Annotated in this window: 20 protein-coding genes; 13 read left to right on the top strand and 7 right to left on the bottom strand. The window is 58.1% G+C overall.

What is annotated here, in order from left to right; genetic code table 11:
- Window positions 1–68 precede the first annotated feature (68 nt).
- From ABD833_RS11145 to clpB, 6 genes are all read left to right on the top strand, one after another.
- Complete coding sequence (locus ABD833_RS11145) at window positions 69–842, top strand: DUF3800 domain-containing protein (RefSeq protein ID WP_345073030.1); 774 nt, start codon at window positions 69–71, stop codon at window positions 840–842.
- A 277-nt stretch (window positions 843–1,119) separates the two neighbouring features.
- Window positions 1,120–1,359, top strand: coding sequence for a hypothetical protein (locus ABD833_RS11150; protein WP_345073031.1), 240 nt, complete (start codon window positions 1,120–1,122; stop codon window positions 1,357–1,359).
- Window positions 1,356–1,796: a type II toxin-antitoxin system VapC family toxin gene (locus tag ABD833_RS11155; RefSeq protein ID WP_345073032.1), complete on the top strand. Its 441-nt coding sequence runs from the start codon at window positions 1,356–1,358 to the stop codon at window positions 1,794–1,796. The genes ABD833_RS11150 and ABD833_RS11155 overlap by 4 nt, the downstream gene beginning before the upstream one ends.
- 380 nt (window positions 1,797–2,176) lie before the next feature.
- The gene (locus tag ABD833_RS11160; RefSeq protein WP_345073033.1) at window positions 2,177–3,442 is read left to right on the top strand and encodes an AAA family ATPase; all 1,266 of its coding nucleotides are present in this window, start codon (window positions 2,177–2,179) and stop codon (window positions 3,440–3,442) included.
- A 6-nt stretch (window positions 3,443–3,448) separates the two neighbouring features.
- A complete protein-coding gene (locus ABD833_RS11165; protein ID WP_345073034.1) occupies window positions 3,449–4,063 on the top strand; it encodes a DUF4276 family protein in 615 nt (204 codons plus the stop codon).
- 152 nt (window positions 4,064–4,215) lie between these two features.
- The gene (gene clpB, locus ABD833_RS11170) at window positions 4,216–6,828 is read left to right on the top strand and encodes an ATP-dependent chaperone ClpB (protein ID WP_345073036.1); all 2,613 of its coding nucleotides are present in this window, start codon (window positions 4,216–4,218) and stop codon (window positions 6,826–6,828) included.
- 125 nt (window positions 6,829–6,953) lie between these two features.
- On the opposite strand, the gene ABD833_RS11175 is transcribed toward clpB, so the two are convergent.
- From ABD833_RS11175 to ABD833_RS11185, 3 genes are all read right to left on the bottom strand, one after another.
- A complete protein-coding gene (locus ABD833_RS11175) occupies window positions 6,954–7,400 on the bottom strand; it encodes a hypothetical protein (RefSeq protein WP_345073038.1) in 447 nt (148 codons plus the stop codon).
- Between the two features lie 158 nt (window positions 7,401–7,558).
- Window positions 7,559–7,897: a DoxX family protein gene (locus ABD833_RS11180; protein WP_345073039.1), complete on the bottom strand. Its 339-nt coding sequence runs from the start codon at window positions 7,895–7,897 to the stop codon at window positions 7,559–7,561.
- Between the two features lie 5 nt (window positions 7,898–7,902).
- Window positions 7,903–8,253 carry a DoxX family protein gene (locus ABD833_RS11185; protein ID WP_345073040.1) on the bottom strand — a complete coding sequence of 117 codons (351 nt, stop codon included), beginning with the start codon at window positions 8,251–8,253 and terminating at the stop codon, window positions 7,903–7,905.
- Window positions 8,254–8,787: 534 nt separating this feature from the next.
- On the opposite strand from ABD833_RS11185, the gene ABD833_RS11190 reads away from it, so the two are divergent.
- Together ABD833_RS11190 and ABD833_RS11195 are read left to right on the top strand one after the other, a co-directional pair.
- Entirely contained in the window at window positions 8,788–9,576 is a 789-nt protein-coding gene (locus tag ABD833_RS11190) for a hypothetical protein (RefSeq protein ID WP_345073041.1), read from the top strand.
- A 235-nt stretch (window positions 9,577–9,811) separates the two neighbouring features.
- The gene (locus ABD833_RS11195) at window positions 9,812–11,032 is read left to right on the top strand and encodes a hypothetical protein (RefSeq protein WP_345073042.1); all 1,221 of its coding nucleotides are present in this window, start codon (window positions 9,812–9,814) and stop codon (window positions 11,030–11,032) included.
- 31 nt (window positions 11,033–11,063) lie between these two features.
- Here ABD833_RS11195 and ABD833_RS11200 read toward each other — a convergent pair whose 3' ends face one another.
- On the bottom strand, window positions 11,064–11,627 hold the full coding sequence (locus ABD833_RS11200; protein WP_345073043.1) for a hypothetical protein: 564 nt from the start codon (window positions 11,625–11,627) through the stop codon (window positions 11,064–11,066).
- Window positions 11,628–11,633: 6 nt separating this feature from the next.
- Window positions 11,634–12,128 (bottom strand): hypothetical protein, encoded by a 495-nt coding sequence (locus tag ABD833_RS11205; RefSeq protein ID WP_345073044.1) that lies wholly within the window; start codon window positions 12,126–12,128, stop codon window positions 11,634–11,636.
- A 118-nt stretch (window positions 12,129–12,246) separates the two neighbouring features.
- On the opposite strand from ABD833_RS11205, the gene ABD833_RS11210 reads away from it, so the two are divergent.
- The 4 genes from ABD833_RS11210 (at window position 12,247) to ABD833_RS11225 (ending at window position 16,307) form a co-directional block, all read left to right on the top strand.
- Window positions 12,247–12,846 (top strand): HupE/UreJ family protein, encoded by a 600-nt coding sequence (locus ABD833_RS11210; protein WP_345073045.1) that lies wholly within the window; start codon window positions 12,247–12,249, stop codon window positions 12,844–12,846.
- 117 nt (window positions 12,847–12,963) lie between these two features.
- Window positions 12,964–15,321 carry a M1 family metallopeptidase gene (locus ABD833_RS11215; RefSeq protein WP_345073046.1) on the top strand — a complete coding sequence of 786 codons (2,358 nt, stop codon included), beginning with the start codon at window positions 12,964–12,966 and terminating at the stop codon, window positions 15,319–15,321.
- Between the two features lie 64 nt (window positions 15,322–15,385).
- Window positions 15,386–15,889 (top strand): HEAT repeat domain-containing protein, encoded by a 504-nt coding sequence (locus ABD833_RS11220; RefSeq protein ID WP_345073047.1) that lies wholly within the window; start codon window positions 15,386–15,388, stop codon window positions 15,887–15,889.
- Window positions 15,890–15,932: 43 nt separating this feature from the next.
- On the top strand, window positions 15,933–16,307 hold the full coding sequence (locus ABD833_RS11225) for a PH domain-containing protein (RefSeq protein WP_345073048.1): 375 nt from the start codon (window positions 15,933–15,935) through the stop codon (window positions 16,305–16,307).
- Between the two features lie 200 nt (window positions 16,308–16,507).
- Here the strand turns inward: ABD833_RS11225 and ABD833_RS11230 are convergent, their stop codons facing one another.
- Both ABD833_RS11230 and ABD833_RS11235 read right to left on the bottom strand, forming a co-directional pair.
- On the bottom strand, window positions 16,508–17,884 hold the full coding sequence (locus ABD833_RS11230; RefSeq protein ID WP_345073050.1) for an NAD(P)/FAD-dependent oxidoreductase: 1,377 nt from the start codon (window positions 17,882–17,884) through the stop codon (window positions 16,508–16,510).
- A gap of 148 nt (window positions 17,885–18,032) precedes the next feature.
- Window positions 18,033–18,716: a carboxypeptidase-like regulatory domain-containing protein gene (locus ABD833_RS11235; RefSeq protein ID WP_345073052.1), complete on the bottom strand. Its 684-nt coding sequence runs from the start codon at window positions 18,714–18,716 to the stop codon at window positions 18,033–18,035.
- Between the two features lie 94 nt (window positions 18,717–18,810).
- Here ABD833_RS11235 and ABD833_RS11240 point away from each other — a divergent pair, with 94 nt between their 5' ends.
- Complete coding sequence (locus ABD833_RS11240) at window positions 18,811–19,203, top strand: ArsR/SmtB family transcription factor (RefSeq protein WP_345073054.1); 393 nt, start codon at window positions 18,811–18,813, stop codon at window positions 19,201–19,203.
- Window positions 19,204–19,231: the final 28 nt, after the last annotated feature.

Here is a 19,231-nt window from a genome sequence, read left to right on the forward strand (position 1 = left end):
TCCCGCTGAGAGAAACAACAGCTTCTTCCGTAGCTTCCTGCTGCGTTTTCAATCAGCCTCCACTCTGCATGTATTTACTCTACGCCGACGAAAGTGGTGATACCGGCCTGCAAGGCAGTCCGACGAAATATTTTCTGCTTTCCAGCTTGGTGGTGCATGAAACCAGATGGCGGGATTTTCTCAATGACATTGTTGCTTTTCGAAGACACTTGCGGGAAACGAAAGGCTTGAAGTTGCGCGAAGAAATTCACGCCGCACCATTCATTACCAATCCAGGGGCGCTGGTACGCATCCGGCGCAACGACCGGCTCGATATTCTGAAGCAATGCCTGGATTTCCTCAGCAATCGCAGCGACATTCGCATCTGCACGGTGGCCGTGAATAAAACCACTAAGCCCGCTGGCTACGACGTGTTTGATAATGCCTGGCAGGCGCTAATTCAACGGTTCGATAATACCCTGCGCAACCGCAACTACCCCGGTGCTTTCGCCGACCAGCGCGGATTGGTACTGCCCGACAACACCGACGGCGGCAAACTCACTACCCTGTTGCGGAAAATGCGGCACTACAACCCGGTTCCCAACAATCCCACGCACCAGACCACAGGAGCCGGCTACCGCAACCTGGCGATGCAATCCGTTATTGAAGACCCGTTTCTAAAAGACTCGGCGCACTCGTTCATTCATCAGCTGGTGGATGTGGTGGCCTACGCGGCCCGGCAGCTTTACGAACCGAATACGTACATGCGCAGCAAGCAGGGCCATAATTTTTATGCGCGTCTGCGCCCCGTGCTCAATACCTACGCCAACCGGAGCCACCCGCTGCATCTGGTACAGCTCTGAAAATAAAAGGGGCCACCTTGCGGCGGCCCCGGGTGAATCCTACTAGGGCGACTGGCACCCGTTCAGATTCCCTACAAACTTACAGCTTTCTGTAAGATTAAGTTGCGTGTGTGAAAACAGCCCTCCCCGGCGCGCCCGCCCCGCCGGACGCCCCCAGCCCCGCCCCACGCGCCCCCAGGCGCTCCGTGCTGCCGCCCGCCACCGCCCCGCGCCCGGCGGGTCCCGCTGAGAGCAACAGGAGCTTCTGCGTAACTTGTGCAAGCAAACCCTTCCGACTATGGCAACTATCCTTGTATTAGAACCAAGCAACGATTCCGACCTGCACCTGCTACTTAATCTGGCGCAGCGGCTAGGCGTGAAAGCGACTGCTTTGCCAGCCGCTAAGCTGTCGCTGGAGGAGCGGGAGCGCCGTTTTATGGCCCTGTTTGGTTCCTGGCAATCGGATGAAAGTGGGGATGAAATAAACCAAATGCTGCAGGACTCCCGTCAGAGCAACCGGCCGGATATTACGTTATGAGCGCCGGCTATTTGCTCGATACCAACATCTGCGTCCATTTTCTGCGAGGAGAGCATCGGCTTAACGAGAAGTTTGCTACGCTCGGGCTGGCACAATGCTTCGTGTCCGAAATCACCATTTCCGAACTACTATTCGGTGCGGCCAACAGCGCCCCGGTTTGGCAGACCCGCCAGCATCAGCAAGTAGCGGAGTTTCGGGAGTTGTTTGCCGAGCAGGTGCTGCCCGTTGCGCCCGCGCTGGAAATATTCGCCGACCAGAAAGCGACTTTAAGGCGAAGTGGCCGGCCGATTGACGATTTTGACATCCTCATCGGCAGCACGGCGCTGGCCCATGGCCTCATCCTCGTCACCCGCAACACCAAGCACTTCACTAGCATCGCCAACCTAGCGCTGGAAAACTGGATTGATGCTGCATTGGATAGCAGCAATGCACATTAGTTGAGCCCTCCCCGGCGCGCCCGCCCCGCCGGCCGCCCTCAGCCCCGCCCCCCGCGCCCCCAGGCGCTGCGCCCGCCCCGTCCGGCCGCCCGCCGCCGCCCCGCGCCCGGCGGGTCCCGCTGAGCTAAACCCCCGCTTCTTCAGTAGCTTCCTCTCCTGCGCCACCCCCGCCCGCTGCCCCCGCCGCTGAAGAAATGGGAACTTCTTAGTAGCTTGCGCCAAAGCTGTTGAGCGAAACTATAACGTCTCAATTATTCCCAACAAGATTAAAGCACTTGGGATTACAGTATTACTGCTTTTTCCCGCTAAACTAACGACAAGGCTAAAACAAAACTTCAGTCAAATTCTCCGGTTAGCTTTGTCACCTGTCTCCACTTTTTATGGAAGATATAAACCAAACCAAAATGTCCCAGTTGAATACATACCTTGAATCTGTACAACTTGGAGGATTTAGGTGCATTCAAGACATGAATGCATCCTTTTTGCCAGGACTAAATATCCTAATAGGAAAAAATGGGTCGGGGAAAACTAATTTTTTGACATTAGCCAGTAGTGTTCTGGGCTTCGATTTCGAAGAAATATCGGAATTTAAAGCTGATTTTAAAATCGCGGGTGAAACAAGCTTTCGTTTACAGCTTAGCAGACAAGCATCTAACGCAATCAGCGAGTTAGAGAAGAAAGAAGGTGATGTTTTTACCGCTGAGGTAAAAACACATTATGAATACCATGGGCCCGAAGCACTGCTATTTGAGGACCGCAGGCCGGGTAATGATGTAAATAGGAAAAATATTCCCACTGAAGGAGATTTAGAAGATAATTTAGCTTTATCTAGGAATATTGAAAGGCTTTACGGTGTTGCCATGATTAAACATGGAACGCCTATGATATTTCCTTTTGTAAGTTCGCCTGCTAGCATTGAGCGAAGCGAAAACGGAGGTAAAAGTAGGTTGCCTAAAGAAGTTTTCAATAGTTCTCTTCCAGCTTTTAGCAGGTTCCTTTACTCACATTTTGGTTTTGCTAGGACATTCAGTGATGAAGACGCCTCAGAGGCCCTTAACAAGACCGCGCGGGAATTATCTAGAGTAGTTTCAAGCTTTACTCAAATCGAAGATATCAGATTTTGCGAAACTAAAATAATTTCTAAAGTTGGTGAATTTTTCAAAATTGAAAATCTGCAACTTGAATTCAGAATAAATGATGAATGGCTGACTTTTAATTATCTGTCTGATGGGACTAAAAGAATGTTCTATATAATAGCAGAACTTTCATTTAACAACTTGACAGACTATGCTTATAAATTTGGTAGACAGTCAATTACTGTTTCTTCCAAAGATGGATTACCATTCTCCACTATTACTTTTATAGAGGAGCCAGAATTGGGAGTTCACCCGCATCAGTTAATGAGGATTCTTGATTTTTTGAAACAGTATTCTGAAAAAAATCAGGTTATCCTAACAACTCATGCACCTCAAGCTCTGGATATCTTGGAAAAGGACGAACTTGATAGGATAAACATAATGACATCCAGCAAGGGTGGGGGCTCTGAAATAAAAAAGTTGACAGTTAAGCAAAAAAATAAAGCTGGACTCTATAAAGAGCAAGCTTATCTGCGTGATTATTGGATTCATTCAACACTAGAAATCTGAGTTCTTATGCTAATAGGAGTAGTAGCCGAAGCTCCAAGTGATACTTTGGCAATAATCGGACTTTTGAAGCCACTCTTGCCTGCAGATATTGATTTTACTGAATTAGTAAAAAATATCAGAGGCAGTGATTTGGATAGTTTAAAAACACAAACACTAATAAGGTTGGAGGTGCAAGCAGAACAGCCCGACTTAGTTATATTGTGTCGGGATTTAGACGGCTTGTCATGGGAGCGGAAAAAACAATTAAATGCTAGGAAATTTTTTAGAAAAACCAACAGAATAATAAAGGTTAACAATAGAGAAAGAGGTGTAAACCTGATTTGTATATTCGAACTTGAAACACTTATACTATTTGATATTGATTGTTTTAATAACGAATATGAGGTAAGCCTAGATTTATTAGATAGTCCAGAAAGTTGCGTTGACCCCAAAGGAATTCTTAAGGAGGCCACATCTAAAAAAGCGAAGAGGTTTACGGAATCACATAATGGCGAACTAATCCCAAAGCTTAGGAAAGACTTGATTATTAGAGCAGAATTTTACAAGAAATTCTTGTATTATCTGGAAGCTAGATTGCTGGAAAAAGGGTTAGTAGTGAATCTTATAGACCAGCATAATTGAAAGCTGTCCTTTTTTTGACATTTTAGCATTTTCACTGTTCAAAAATTTCAGTGTTCCCGCCAAAAAGTCTGATTTTCACCTCTCGCACCCCGTTTGCTAGTCCCTTTGTACCGACTTCCTAACCCGAAGCACCCACTTAGAGACGAACGGAAATGGACTTTAAAAACTTCACCATCAAGGCGCAGGAGGCTGTGCAGAAGGCCACCGAAATTGCCGGCGGAAACCAGCAGCAGGCCATCGAAACGGGCCATTTGCTGAAGGGCATCTTCCAGAGCGACGAGAGCGTCTTCTCGTTTCTGGCCAACAAACTGGGCGCCAACCTCAACATTCTCACGCCGCGGCTCGATGCCCTGGTGGCCGCCTACCCCAGGGTGAGCGGCGGTTCGCCCTACTTCGCCAACGACGCGGCCAATGCCGTGCAGCGCGCCAACGCCGCCATGAAGGACCTGGGCGACGAGTTCGTGTCCATCGAGCACCTGCTGCTGGGCATCCTCTCCGGCCGGGATGCCGTGGCCACGCTGCTCAAAGACACCGGCTTCAACGACAAGGACTTGAAGGCCGCCATTCAGGCGCTGCGCGGCGGGCGCAAAGTCACCAGCCAGAGCGCCGAAGACCAGTACCAGAGCCTGAACCGCTACTCCCGCAACCTCAACGAGCAGGTGCGCCTGGGCAAGATGGACCCCGTCATCGGCCGCGACGAGGAAATCCGCCGGGTATTGCAGATCCTGAGCCGGCGCACCAAGAACAACCCCGTGCTGCTCGGCGAGCCCGGCGTGGGCAAAACCGCCATCGTGGAGGGCCTGGCCCAGCGCATCGTGGCCGGCGACATCCCCGAAAACCTCCGGGACAAGATCATCATGAGCCTCGACATGGGCCTGCTCATCGCGGGGGCCAAATACAAGGGCGAATTTGAGGAGCGCCTCAAGTCCGTGATTAAGGAAGTAACGGACTCCGATGGGCAGATCATCCTGTTCATCGACGAGATGCACACCCTGATCGGGGCCGGCGGCGGCGGCGAGGGCGCCATGGACGCAGCCAACCTGCTCAAGCCCGCCCTGGCCCGCGGCGAGTTGCACGCCATCGGGGCCACCACGCTCAAGGAATACCAGAAGTACATCGAGAAGGACAAGGCCCTGGAGCGCCGCTTTCAGGCCGTGGTGGTCGATGAGCCCACCCTGGAGGATGCCATCAGCATCATGCGCGGCATCAAGGAGAAGTACGAGCTCCACCACGGCGTGCGCATCACCGACGACGCCGTGATAGCCGCCGTGGAGCTGAGCAGCCGCTACATCACCGACCGTTTCCTGCCCGACAAAGCCATCGACCTGATGGATGAGGCGGCCGCCAAGCTGCGCATCGAGCTGAACTCGATGCCCGTGGAGCTGGACGAAATCCAGCGCCGCATCATGCAGCTCGAAATTGAGCGCGAAGCCATCCGCCGCGAGGAAAACTACGACCGCGAAAACGTGCTGACCAAGGACCTCAGCGAGCTGACCGCCCGCCGCGACACGCTGAAGGCCCAGTGGGAAAACGAGAAAGCCGTGCTCACCGGCATTCAGGAGCAGAAGGCGGCCATCGAGAAGTTCAAGCTCGAAGCTGAGCAGGCCGAGCGCCAGGGCGATTATGGTCGGGTGGCAGAATTGCGCTACGGCAAGATCCAGGAGGCCGAAGCCAGGCTCAAGCAGCTCCAGGACGAGGCCAACGCCAATGAGGCCGGCGGCACCATGCTTCAGGAAGTCGTGACCAGTGAAAGTATTGCCGAGGTAGTAGCCAAGTGGACCGGCATTCCGGTGAGTAAGATGCTGCAGTCGGACCGCGAGAAGCTGCTGAACCTGGAAGCCGAGCTGGGCAAGCGCGTGGCCGGGCAGACCGAGGCCATCGGCGCCATTTCCGACGCCGTGCGCCGCTCCCGGGCCGGCCTGCAGGACCCCAAGCGGCCGATAGGGTCGTTCATCTTCCTGGGCACCACCGGCGTGGGCAAAACCGAGCTGGCCAAGGCCCTGGCCGAATACCTGTTCAACGACGAGAACAGCATGGTCCGCATCGACATGAGCGAGTACCAGGAGCGCCACGCCGTGTCGCGCCTGATTGGGGCGCCTCCCGGCTACGTGGGCTACGACGAGGGCGGGCAGCTCACGGAGGCCGTGCGCCGCAAGCCCTACTCGGTGATTCTGCTCGACGAAATCGAGAAGGCCCACCCCGACGTGTTCAACATCCTGCTCCAGGTGCTCGACGACGGCCGCCTCACCGACAACAAGGGCCGGGTGGCGAACTTCAAGAACACCATCATCATCATGACCTCCAACACCGGGGCCGACCTGATTCAGAAAAACTTCAAGGAGCTGAACGAGTACAACCACGACGAGGTGGTGGACCGCACCCGCGAGGAAGTGCTGGAGCGGCTGCGCCAGCACATGCGCCCCGAGTTCCTGAACCGCATCGACGAAATCGTGATGTTCCAGCCCCTGAAGCGCAAGGAAATCCGCAAAATCGTGGACATCCAGTTCCGCCAGATTCAGCAGCGCCTGCACGAAGCCGGCATCCGCCTGGAAGCCACCGGCGAAGTCCTCAACTTCCTCGGCGAGCAGGGCTTCGACCCGCAGTTCGGCGCGAGGCCGCTCAAGCGCGTCATTCAGCGCCTGGTGCTCAATGAGCTGAGCAAGGACATTCTCTCGGGCCGCGTGAGCAAGGACGCCGTGGTGGAAGCCGTGCTGGAAGACGGCGGCATCCGGTTCAACAACGTGGAGATTCCGGCGGTGGGGTAAGCCTTCCTTGCCCGGTCATTGCGAGCCGAGCGAAGCAATCCGTCCTCTGAAATCTGCTCAACTCCTTTCCGCTAAAAAGCCCCACTGACGTTGTGTCAGCGGGGCTTTTTGGCGGAAAAGATTCTTTAATGGCTGAAATACTTTGGTTTCAGTCGTTGCACAACGTAAGGCGGCAGGATCTTCGATTTTTCATACAGGGCCACCACCTGTTCTTCTTTGGTTTTGCTGAAACGCGTCAATTTGCCAATCCCTATTCCGGCCGGGACTCCGCCAAATAGCCCGACCCCTACTAGTGTGCCCGCAGTTGTACTGCTGAATCCGTCAGCCGTGGCATTGCTGTTGGCCGCCACAGAGGTAATACGTAAAGCAAAGGCACTGCCAATAGCCGTCCATATCCACCCGCCGGTGCGATGCTTGCTAAAAATATGATGGATAGCCTGCACGGTATCAGCGCGGGAGGCGGTCGGAGCTGGGGTGGAAGACGCACTGGCGACAGCACTGATACGTTGTTGCGCATCGGAGCTACTACTGGCACCCAGTACCAAGACAAGGAAGAAGATTTTTTTTACCATAAGGAAGGCACTTCAGCAAGGCAGGCCGTTGTGCAAGTAAATTGAGGTTGTAAACAAGGTACTATTCGCAGCAAAGCTACTCAACAGTACAATCCCACTAGCGTTGACTTGGCCCGTTTTTTTCGCCATCCAACCGTTAAGTCACTTCACCCGCCGCCTCAATAAGCCTGCAACGACTCGTAGAAAATATAGCCATTCAGCAGCATGAACAGAAACGACGGCAGCGCCAGCCAGAAGCCATCCTTGATCTTGATCCGGACGCCAAAGCCCAGCAGCATCAGCAGGGCCAGGCCGCCGGACGCTACGGATAGAATCAGCGGAACCTGCAGGCCCACCACCAGGCCCACGGCCCCGAGGATTTCCAGCACGGCGGTCAGGGGGCCGAATTTGGCCAGCCCGTAGCGCTTGAATTCGTCTTTGAGCTTTTGGGAAGTGAAGTAGCTGATTCCGTAGAACAGGAACGAGAGGGCCGAAAGCCCGATCAGGATAGTCGTCATTAAGCTTAGGCAGTAATCAGGCCCGCGTGGGCGGCCGCTACGAACAACGACAGCACCAGCAGCAGCAGGGAAGGCACGTACTTAGGCCAGGGGTTTTTCACTTTGATATGGGCAAGCTGGGCGCACAGCATCAGAAAAGCCATCAGCAGGGCCGGAACCAGCACCAGCGCGGGAAACCAGATGCCCGCAACCAACAGCGTTGCCAGCGCTATTTTGGCGGCTCCCACCATATTGCGAACCAGGTCCGGCAAGCCATACTGCCTGAACTCTTTGACAATGTTATCGAACCGGAATACCCAGACGATAACTATCGAAAAAGCAATAACCAGCTGCGCAAGGACGACTCCTGTATTCATATTAAGCGTGATTTTACACTGCTAAAAAACAGAAGCCTGCATGGTCAGCTGTTAACCGCTGCGGAAAGTAACAAGTTTTGCGCAACTCTCCCCACCCGGCAGGAGCGCAAGGCGCGAGCCGGGCTTTGCCCCGGAACCGGCCCCGGAACCGGCGCGGGTGTAGCGCAGCCTGACTCGTGACCAGCCTTGCCGTGGCGGCTGCGCCTCCACGGCCGCCACGCGGCAAGCCGAAACCGCGCCGCCCAATGATGCAGGCGCCAGTCGTTCTACTGCGAGGCACAGCCTCGCCCGATAATCCGGCACGAGTTACGCTGCGCTAAACTCGCGCCGGTACGCGCCAGTACTTTTGCGGCTTTACAGACAGCAACTATACTACGCAAGCCACGGCCTCTTTGTAAGTTGCCGCCGCAAATCAGTCGCCCCAACCGCCGTCACCGGCCGCCGCTGGCGCCGGGGCCTGGCGGTCACGCTTGGGCCGGTTGGCTGCTCCGTTTTTCCTTTCCAAACCGGCCCTTCGGCTTCCAGCTGCTCCGCATGAAACGCATCCACCTGTTCGAGTTTGAAGACTTTGCCTGGTTTCCCAACTCGCTACGCAGCGGCCTGACGCGGCTCATCGTGGTCATGCACAAACTCCTGGGCTCGTCGGCAGACCTGGTGCAGCTGCTCCACCGGGCGTTGGCCCATTCCGAAAGCGCAGCCATCGTGGACTTGTGCTCGGGCAGCGGCGGACCGATGCTGGACGTGTACCGGACGCTGAAGCAGCAGCCCGGCCTGGCCCACCTGACGCTCACGCTATCGGATTTGTACCCGAACCGGACTTTGGCCGCCGCCATCCAGGGGCAGGCCGATTCGGCGCTGCGTTACGATACCCAGGCCATCAACGCGGCCGACGTAGCCCCGGAATTGCGCGGCGTGCGCACCCTGGTCGGCAGCTTCCACCACATGCGCCCGGAAGTAGCCCGGCGCATCCTGCAAGACGCCCAGGAAAAGCACCAGCCCATCTGCGTGTACGAAATCAGCGACAACAGCTTGCCCAGCAGCCTGTGGTGGGTGGCCCTGCCCCTGAACTTCCTGATGGCGCTTTTCATCACGCCCTTTGCGCGTCCGGTTACGGTAAAACAGCTGTTTTTTACGTACGCCCTGCCGGTTATCCCGCTGTGCTTTGCCTGGGACGGCGCCGTTTCCAACGCCCGCACCTACACCCTGGGCGATATGGCCACCCTGCTCGAAGGGTTGCAATCGGATGATTACACCTGGGAAACCGGCCTCATTCCGGGCAAGGCCCGGAAACTGTACCTACTCGGCCTACCCAGGGCAAGGTAGCAGCGCCAGCATCCAACGTTCTGGGATTGACGTGGAGGCTGGGCCCCACTGTCGCGCAGCGGCAACGGCCCGGCCTGTTGTATCCGACCAGGAATCGTATGGCCCGGGCGAGGCGCTTCGGAAGGGAATTCTGGCTGGCCGCAGGCTGCCGGGCGTGCCGGGAGCTTTCAGTTTTTGAGCCCCCGCAATTTTTGTTTACTCTTGTTTCCCTGCCACCCGCTATCCTGTGCTTCCCATGGCCAAAGACGACGATTTCCAGCCCGAAGACGACGACGACGACGAGCAGCCCTTCACCAGCTACTTCCAGGAGGAGGCCAACAAGCACCAGGCCGAGGCCGACACCGCCGCCGATGTGGCAGCCGACGTGTTGCAGAATGCCCGCTACGACGAGTTTTTTGCGCCCTACCAACCCCGGTTCCGCGAGTCTTTTGCGCACCATTACGTGCTGGCCCGGCAAGCCTGGATAAGCGTGGGGCAGGCCAACGAGGACCAGCCCAACCGGCGGCTCCTGATTCACGCCAAAGATGCCTACGTAGCGCTGTGGGCCATTCAGCAGAAAAAGCTGTTCGACCTGCAGTGCCGGTGGCGGGCCGAAGAGCTAACCGATGTACCCGGCGTGGTCATCTCCGATGACTTTGGTACGCTCAGCGCGGCCATTGAAAACTGCGCGCCCCTACCTGCTATTACCGCCGAGGAGTTTGCCCTGTACCTGGAGTGGGTGCGGCAGGCCGACTACGCCCGGGACCTGGACGACCGCAACGACGGGTGCTTCGTCTGGCAGAACCACCGCTTTATCCGCGAGGCCCTGGCCCCCGATGCGCCCCCACTTATAGCCCGGGTGCAGCCGGTGCTCAAAAAAACAGTATCCGACTGGTACCGCTTTCACAATGCGCGCACCGGCCACGACCGGCTGCTGTACCTGCCCGACCACCGGGGCGCCAAGGAGGAGCGCTACTGGAACGCGTGGCGCGAGCAGCAGCGCGAACAGGAAGCTATTGCCCGGGCCGTCGGCACCGCTCCCGACCCCCGGCCCCTGTACCTGCCCCCGGAAGAGCAGGAGGCGCTGGCCACTGAGTTTGCCCGCCACTTTGAGTCGGCCCGCCTGAACCGCTGGCGCGAAACGAAGGAGCTGCTCCGCCCGCGCCAGACCGAAGAAGACCGCCGGATGGATCTGATGGCCAATTTCCTGCTATCCAACCCGGAGCCGGTGCCCGTAGCGGCGGCGGCCGACTGGCGGGAAGCCACGCGGCAGGCCTACTACGCCTACTGCCACCGCCAGCTCCTGGAGCAGCTGCCCGTGGTCTATGACGAGTACCTGCAGCGCCAAAGCTGGGGCATCACCCAACCCAACCGACTGGATTGGGAGTTAAGCAAATACGACCTGGCCCGGTATTACCGCGGCTGGCTGCTCGCGGGCCGGGCCCGGCTGGGGGAGCCCGAAGACTTCAACTTTTAGCCCGGACTGAGCTGCGGGAAACCGGGGCGGCTTATTCGGCTGGCGTGGGCCGCGGCCGCTTTTCCCGGGCCATCTGCTGACGCAGCGCTTCGCGCAGAAAAGCGGCCTCGGCAAAATGACTAGCGTTGAGCTGACCACGGTACCGGACCGGAATAGGCTGGCCGGCCGCATAGGCCTGGTCGACGGCTACCAGGTGGGCTTTGTTGAACTTGTGCGCATGGACCATGAAGCCCACCACGGTGCCCGCCAGTACGGCCACGCCCAGCGGCGGGGAAATAGCCTCGGGGGCCACCGTAGTGGTGCCGTAGCGGTCGGTGGAGGAAACGGGCAGCGCCAGCGTCAGGCCGGCAATCAAGGGCAGGGTGTAGAGCCAGCCGGCGGTGCGGCGCTTACGGAACAAGCTCAGTAGCGCGCCGGTGCTGTCTGCTGCAGCCCCTTGGGGCTGATAGCGGGGCAGGTACCAGCCATTGAACAGCAGCACGGCCCCCGAATCGGAAGCTACGGCAGGCGGTTGAACAGCTGGCGCCGGGAGAGTCTGGGCAGACAGGGAGAAGGAACTTAGCAGCAGGACCAGCAACAGAAACAGACGCGACATAATAGCTTAACGGCCGGCCGGAGCGGCATTTACCGGCTGGTAGTTGATGATGGGAGTATCGAGCAAACGGCCGGCTTTGCGCTGCATGCCGCGGGTAAGCGGTTTGCCCGCGGCATAGTCGGTTAGCACCTGCGCCAGATGGGCATTGCTGTAGCGGTACAGCTTCAGCAAACCGTACGCCAGGAAGGGAGACGCCGCCAGCAGCGCGATACCCAGACCGGGGGCTTCTTCCCGCACGGAATAGCCCGGCCCGCTCGCCACGGTGCGCCCGCCGCTGGTAGCCAGCCGCAGGGCCGCCAGCGTGCCGCCGGCCAGCCAGCTGACGCCGCCCACCTGACGGTGCGCATACAGGGTAATCAGGGCCTGCGCCGTATCGCTCCGCGCGTAGCGGGCCCGCAAGTGCTGTTTGAACGTTTCGGAAGGGAGGCTGCCGGGGGTCTGGGCCGGGGCCACGTTAGCCCCAGTCAGCAGCAGAGCCGCCAGTACTAAGCGAAGAGTCATAAATATGCAAAGGCTACCGTATGAGGCCCCAAGATACGGGCTGAAAAAGCTGCCGGGCAAACTTATCCGGCCTCCGCCGGACCTACCTTCCCTCTTGCGGAAATAGTAGCTTTGCGCTATGTCCGTTTTTTCGACTTACCTGCAGCTCGGCTTCTTCCACATTTTCAACCTGCGGGCCTACGACCACCTCGTATTTCTGCTGGCGCTATGTGCCCCCTACGTCGCGGCCGACTGGCGGCGCGTGGGGGCCCTGGTCACGAGCTTCACGCTGGGCCACTCCCTCACCCTGGCCCTGGCCACGCTGGGCTTCGTGCGCTACAGCCCCGGCCTGATTGAGGTGCTGATTCCGGTTACCATCCTGCTCACCTGCGCCCTCAACCTGAGCCAGGCCGGGCCGCGGGAGGCCACCCAGCGCCGGCAGGCGCTGGTGCTGGCAGGGCCCAATCTGCTGGCCGCTTTGTTTGGGCTGATTCACGGGCTGGGCTTTTCCAGCTACCTGCGGGCGTTGCTGGGGCAGTCGGGCCGGCCGGTGCTGGAGCTGCTGGCCTTCAACGTGGGCGTGGAGCTCGGCCAGCTGCTGATTGTGGGCTTTATTCTGCTGCTGGGCTTCCTGGTGCTGCGCGGCCTGCGCGCCACCCGCCGCGACTGGGTGCTGGTGGTGAGTGGGGCGGCGGCGGGTGTCGCGGCCGTCCTGCTGCTGCAAAATCTGAATGGCTGAAGGAATTACGGGGCCTGATGCAGCGTTGGCCCACACAATTGTGTCCCTGCTTTCCGGCCGGCTATGCTTTGCCTAAATTGCCGTCTGTCTGTTTCGCCTCCCTCCCATACTTCCTCTATGATTCAAAGACTTCTCCTGGCCGCGGGCCTCGTGGGAATGGCTGCCTTGCCGCTGCGGGCCCAGACCACCAACTCCGGCACCGACAAATTTGCCCAGCTCGGCACGGAGCTGCCCACGCCCAACTCTTACCGCACGGCCTCCGGCGCGCCCGGCTCCGAGTACTGGCAGCAGCGCGCCGACTACAACATCCGGGTGAAGCTGGACGACGACAAGCAGGCCATTACGGGTTCCGAGGACATCACCTACACCAACCTCTCGCCCGACGTGCTGACTTACCTCTGGGTACAGCTCGACCAGAACATCATGGACAAGAACTCCATCACTACGGCCACCCAGGTAGGGCAGCTGCAGGAGAAGATGCCGTTCCAGGCCATGGAGTACCTGATGAATTCCGACTTCGAGGGCGGCTTCAGGATCGAGAAGGTGAATCTGAAAGGCGGCAAAGCCCTGCCCTACGTGGTGAACCACACCATGATGCGCATTGACCTGCCCACGCCGCTGCGGCCCAAGCAGGCCGTTACGTTCAGCATTGCCTGGCACTACAACATCAACGACCAGCTCAAAATCAACCAGCGCTCGGGCTACGAGTATTTCCCGGAGGATAAGAACTACCTCTACGAAATTGCGCAGTTCTACCCCCGCATGGCCGTGTACTCCGACAACCAGGGCTGGCAGCACAAGCAGTTCCTGGGCAACGGCGAGTTTGCCCTGCCCTTCGGCGACTACCGCGTGAGCATCACCGCCCCGGCCGACCACATAGTGGGGGCCACCGGTACGCTCCAGAACCCCGATCAGGTGCTGACGGCTACCCAGCGCAAGCGCTACGCCCAGGCCGCCGATGCCACCAGGCCGGTGCTCATCGTGACCCAGCAGGAAGCCGAGCAGGCGGAAACGAAGCGGGCCAAAGGCACCAAAACCTGGACCTATGCCGCCAAGAACGTGCGGGACTTCGCCTGGGCCTCGTCGCGCAAGTTTATCTGGGATGCCATGGGCATCGAGCAGAGCGGCGTGCCGGTGATGTGCATGTCGTATTACCCTAAGGAAGGCAACCCGCTGTGGGGCAAGTATTCCACCGAAGTGGTGGCCCACACCATCAAAACCTACTCCAAGTTCACGATTCCCTACGCCTACCCAGTCGCTATTTCGGTGCACGGGCCGGTGGGCGGTATGGAATACCCGATGCTGTGCTTCAATGGCGGCCGCCCCGAGAAGGACGGCACCTATTCGGCCGACCGGAAATATGGGATGATTTCGGTGATTATCCACGAAGTAGGGCACAACTTCTTCCCCATGATCATCAACTCCGACGAGCGGCAGTGGTCGTGGATGGATGAGGGCCTGAACACCTTCGTGCAGTACCTCACCGAGCAGGAATGGGAACGGGGCTACCCCTCGCGCCGCGGCGAGCCGAAGAACATCGTGGACTACATGAAGACCGACAAGAGCCTGCAGACCCCGATCATGACCAACTCGGAGTCGGTGCTGCAGTTCGGGCCCAATGCCTACGCCAAGCCGGCTACGGGCCTCAACATGCTGCGCGAAACCATCCTGGGCCGCCAGCTCTTCGACCACGCTTTCAAAACCTACGCCCAGCGCTGGGCCTACAAGCACCCCGAGCCGGCCGACTTCTTCCGCACCATGGAAGATGCCTCGGGCACCGACCTGGACTGGTTCTGGCGCGGCTGGTTCTACACCACCGAACGTTCCGACCTGAGCATTGAGGGCGTGAAGTGGTACTCGGTAGACTCCAAGAATCCCGAAATCGAAAACGCCCGCAAGCGGGAGATGATTAACGCCGAGCCCAGGACGCTTTCCCAGCAGCGCAACCTGCAGGACATCAGCAAAACGCTGGTCGACGTGAAGCCCGACCTGAAGGACTTCTACAACAGCTACGACCCGATTGCTACCACCGACGCCGATAAGGCCCGCTATCAGCAGTACCTGAAAGGCCTCAGCCCAAGCCAGCAGGAACGGCTGAAGGCCGGCCTGAACTTCTACGAAATGGATCTGCGCAACGTAGGCGGACTCGTGATGCCGGTAGTAGTGCAGATGACTTACGAGGATGGCAAGCAGGAAATCGTGAACATCCCGGCCGAAATCTGGCGCAAGAACAATGCCCGCGTCACCAAGGTGTTCATCACCGAGAAGCCCGTGGTGAGCTTCGTGCTGGACCCCTACCTGGAAACCGCCGACACGGACCTCTCGAACAACGCCTTCCCGGCCAAGCAGGCCCCGTCGCGCTTCGAGCTGTTTGAGCGGCAGCAGCAGGCGGCCCCGAACCCCATGCAGCAGCAAAGCGCCGGGCAGAAGGCGGAGCCCAGGTCCGGCAGCGGCGTGGGCGGCGGCACCAACTAAGCTGGTTTTCACCTGGATTTAAGCAGCCGGATCGAATGATCCGGCTGCTTTTGTTTTTATCCCTATGCAACCCAACGATATAGCCGCATTACAGTCTTTAGCGCTTAGTCACGACAGTGCCGCAGCTAATACCGCCTTTACCGACTTAACGGCTATCGGCACGAATGAGGGCGTACAATTTTATCTGCATTTACTAGAAAGCGACAAAGCTAATTGGCGGAACAAGGCGGCTTCTGGACTGGCTCAGATTGCCGACCCGCAAGCAATTGAGCCGTTGCTGCGTGCCATCCAAAAACCGGAAGCCCGGAACCGGAATGGCACGCTAGTATATGCTCTCACAAGTTTTGACTGTCGACACCTACTGAAAGAGCTGTTTCTAATTGTCTTCTACCAGGGCTATGAAGCCCAACTCATGGCTCTGATTGCGTTAGAAGACCAGGAATTCGAGTATTCTGCCGAAGATGTGGAGTTTGTTCGCCAGCATTGGCATATTGCCAGTCAGGCACCGAGCAGCTCTTTGGCTGAATTTGGGCTCACTACCATCGGCGAAATGATAGAAGAGTTGTAGCTTTTGCTTTGCTTGTGCTAACCAACCGAAAACAAACAACTCTATGGGCCTCCTCGACGCACTTCTCGGCAACGCCTCCGCCAACGACATTCAGGAAACGCAGAACGACCTGGCCCGCCTGCTGGCCTCCGATGAGCGGGTGGAAAAGGCCTACGCCATCATCCGCGACCAGATCATCTTCACTAATAAGCGCCTCATTCTCGTCGATAAGCAGGGCCTGACGGGCAGCAAGAAGGAAATCCTGAGCGTGCCCTACCGCAGCATTGAGCGGTTCAGCATGGAAACCACGGGCCACTTCGACCTCGATGCGGAGCTGAAAATCTGGATCCGCGGGCAGGCCGAGCCCATCAGCAAAACCTTCCGCGACAACCAAAGCATCCACGACATCGGCAAAGCCCTGGCCGAGTACGCCCTTTAAGCAAACACCAACGGTTGTCATCCTTCATCTGGCGTACGCAGCGCGAAGGATCTTCCTCAGCTATCCTGGCCACTCCCTGAAATGGACAAAGCCCTTTCCCGCGCGTCGGTAAAGGGCTTTGTCCGTCTTAAATCAGGCTTGCTGGCGCCGAAGAGGCAGGTCCTTCGCAGGCTCAGGATGACAACCGTTTTACTTACCACTCACGCCACTGGCGTCTGGATAGCGGGCGGCGTGGGATTGTACTCCGGCGTCGCCGTGTTGTGCTCGGCTTTCTTCTTGCCCTGGTCGTCCTTCACGTCGCGGCGGCTGAAGGGGCGGATGATCAGGCGCAGGGCCTGGTCGGAGCTAAAGTAGCTGAAGGCCCAGTCGACGAGAGCCACCACTTTGTTGCGGAAACCCACCAGCGTCATCAGGTGCACGAACAGCCAGGTGAGCCAGCCGAAGAAACCATTGAAGTGAATGTCGCCCGGCAAGTCGACCACCGCCTTGTTGCGGCTCACGATGGCCATGGCGCCTTTATTGTTGTATTTGAACGGCTCGGGGGCCTCCCCGGCCAGCAGCCGCTGAAGGGTTTGGGCGAGGTGGCCGGCCTGCTGCTGGGCTACGGGCGCCAGCATGGGCAGCCCCTGGGGCATGTCGTCGGTCACCATGTTGGCCACGTCGCCGATGGCAAATACATTGGGCAGACCCTCCACCTGATTCCAGGCATTCACGCGGATCCGCTTGTTGCGGGCTACCACCTCGGCGGGCAGGCCGGGCACTTCGGCCCCGTTCACCCCGGCGGCCCAGATCAGGTTTTCGGTCGGAATAAATTCGGTATCGGAGTAATAGGCCCGGCAGTGGTCGTAGCTTTTGATGGCCGTGTTCAGCCGCACCTGCACCCCCAGCTCCCGCATGTAGCGCAGGGCATCCTGCTGCGACTTCACCGACATGGGCCCCAGCAGCGCCGGGCTGGCTTCCACGAGGATAATCTGCATCTGGCCCAGGTCCAGCTCCGGATAGTCCTTGGGCAGCACGTGCTTGCGCATCTCGGCCAGCGAGCCGCTGATTTCCACGCCCGTCGGCCCGCCGCCGACCACCACGATGTTCAGCAACGCCTGCTTTTCGGCGGGGTCAGCGGTGAGCAGGGCCTTTTCGAAGTTCTGAAAAATGAAGCTGCGCAGGTTCAGCGAATTCGGAATACTCTTGATCTGCATGGCATTTTTCTCCACGCTTTCGATGCCGAAGAAATTAGTGAGCGAACCGGTAGCCAGCACGAGGTGGTCGTAGCGAATGTCGCCCACGCTGGTGTGCACCACGTTGCGGGCCGTATCGACGCGCTGCACGTCGGCCATGCGGTAGAAGAAGTTGGCCTGGCCGGTAAAGATCTTGCGGATGGGGTAGGCAATACTGTCGGCTTCCAGGGCCCCGGTGGCCACCTGATACAGCAGGGGCTGGAAGTTGTGGTAGTTGTTGCGGTCGATAAGCACGACCTGCACCGGCGCGTCCCGCAGGGCTTTGGCCAGCCGCAGCCCCCCAAAGCCGCAGCCCACAATCACGACGCGGGGATGAGCGGAAACCGGAAGATTCGTATCCATCCTGATAGAATGTTGAGTTTTGAATGAGGAATATTGAATGGTACGAATCTTCCGGCTTTGGGACCGGAATTTTCAACCATCACCGCAACACCAACAAAAAAGGCCGGCCTAAGGCCGACCAATTCAGAATTCAACCTGCAGAATCCCTTCAATAGTCTACGCCTTCCTTCTTCTTGAACTCGCCGCTTTTCACCTGATTGATGAGCTGCAGCCAGCTGAAGGGGTTCAGCAGCGGGTTGTTGGTGTAGGGCGTGGGCGCGGTACCCATGCGGCGGTCCTGGTTGTACTGCTGATTCTGCATGGTCTGGCGGTAGTTGCCCATGCTGGTCACGGGCAGGTTGTTGAACATCCGCCGCATCACGCTGGAATTCAGGTTATCGGCGACAGCGGAGCCCCGCTCGGTAGGCAGGCGCAGGGCCAGGAAAGCTTCTTTGAAGGCCTTTTCGGTCATGTAGGGAAAGATGCGCACTTCGGGCAGCACCGTAGCGTCTTCCTTGAGCTGCACAATCACGGAGTAGCTCTGGCGCGGATAGGCATCCGGAATCACCACCGTCTGGTTGCGGTAGCCCAGGGAGCGAATTACGATACTGTCGCCGGTGAGCACGGGCAGCGAGAAGTAGCCATAGGCGTTGGTAGCCGTGCCCCGGCCGGCTTTGGGCACGAAGATGGTTGCCCCGGGCACGCCCAGCAGACTGTCGCCGGTGGCGACGATACCCGTGAACTGCACCACCCGACGCTGCCCCTGGGCCTGGGCGGAAGCGGCGCCCAGCAACCCTGCCAGAATCAGCGTCAGAGTGAGCCAGAGCGAACGAAAACGAAGTTTAACAGGCATAAAGAGCATTACAGACTACAATAATACGGCACTTTGGGGGCGGAAGCCCGGCTTGGTGTAAATTTGTTCCCCTTCCCCGCCTTCCAGACAACCGATGCGCCTAAAACACTTCAACGTTGCATTTGGTCAGCAACTCTTCAAAGCTTTCGGCGACGAGTCGCGGGTGCGCATCCTGCATTTGCTGTGGCGCAACGAGGAAATGTGCATCTCCGACCTTGAACAGGTGCTGGACTTCACCCAAACCAAAACGTCCCGGCAATTATTGTACTTGAAGAATGCGGGGCTGGTTAGCTTCCGCCGGCTCGACAACTGGGCATTCTACTTTCTCAAGGATGAAGCCACCGACTTGGTTCAGCTGCTGCTGGGCTTCATGGAAAAAGACGGCCAGCTCGTGCGCGACCAGCAGATTTACCAAACCCTGTGGTCGAATCGGGAGTTAGCCGCCTACAAGCTGCAGAACCGCCGCTGGACCGGAATCGCTGGTTGACGCTGATTTAGTTCATTTCGCTGATTTG

The sequence above is a fragment of the Hymenobacter fastidiosus genome, from assembly GCF_039539565.1.
Taxonomy (GTDB): Bacteria; Bacteroidota; Bacteroidia; order Cytophagales; family Hymenobacteraceae; genus Hymenobacter; species Hymenobacter fastidiosus.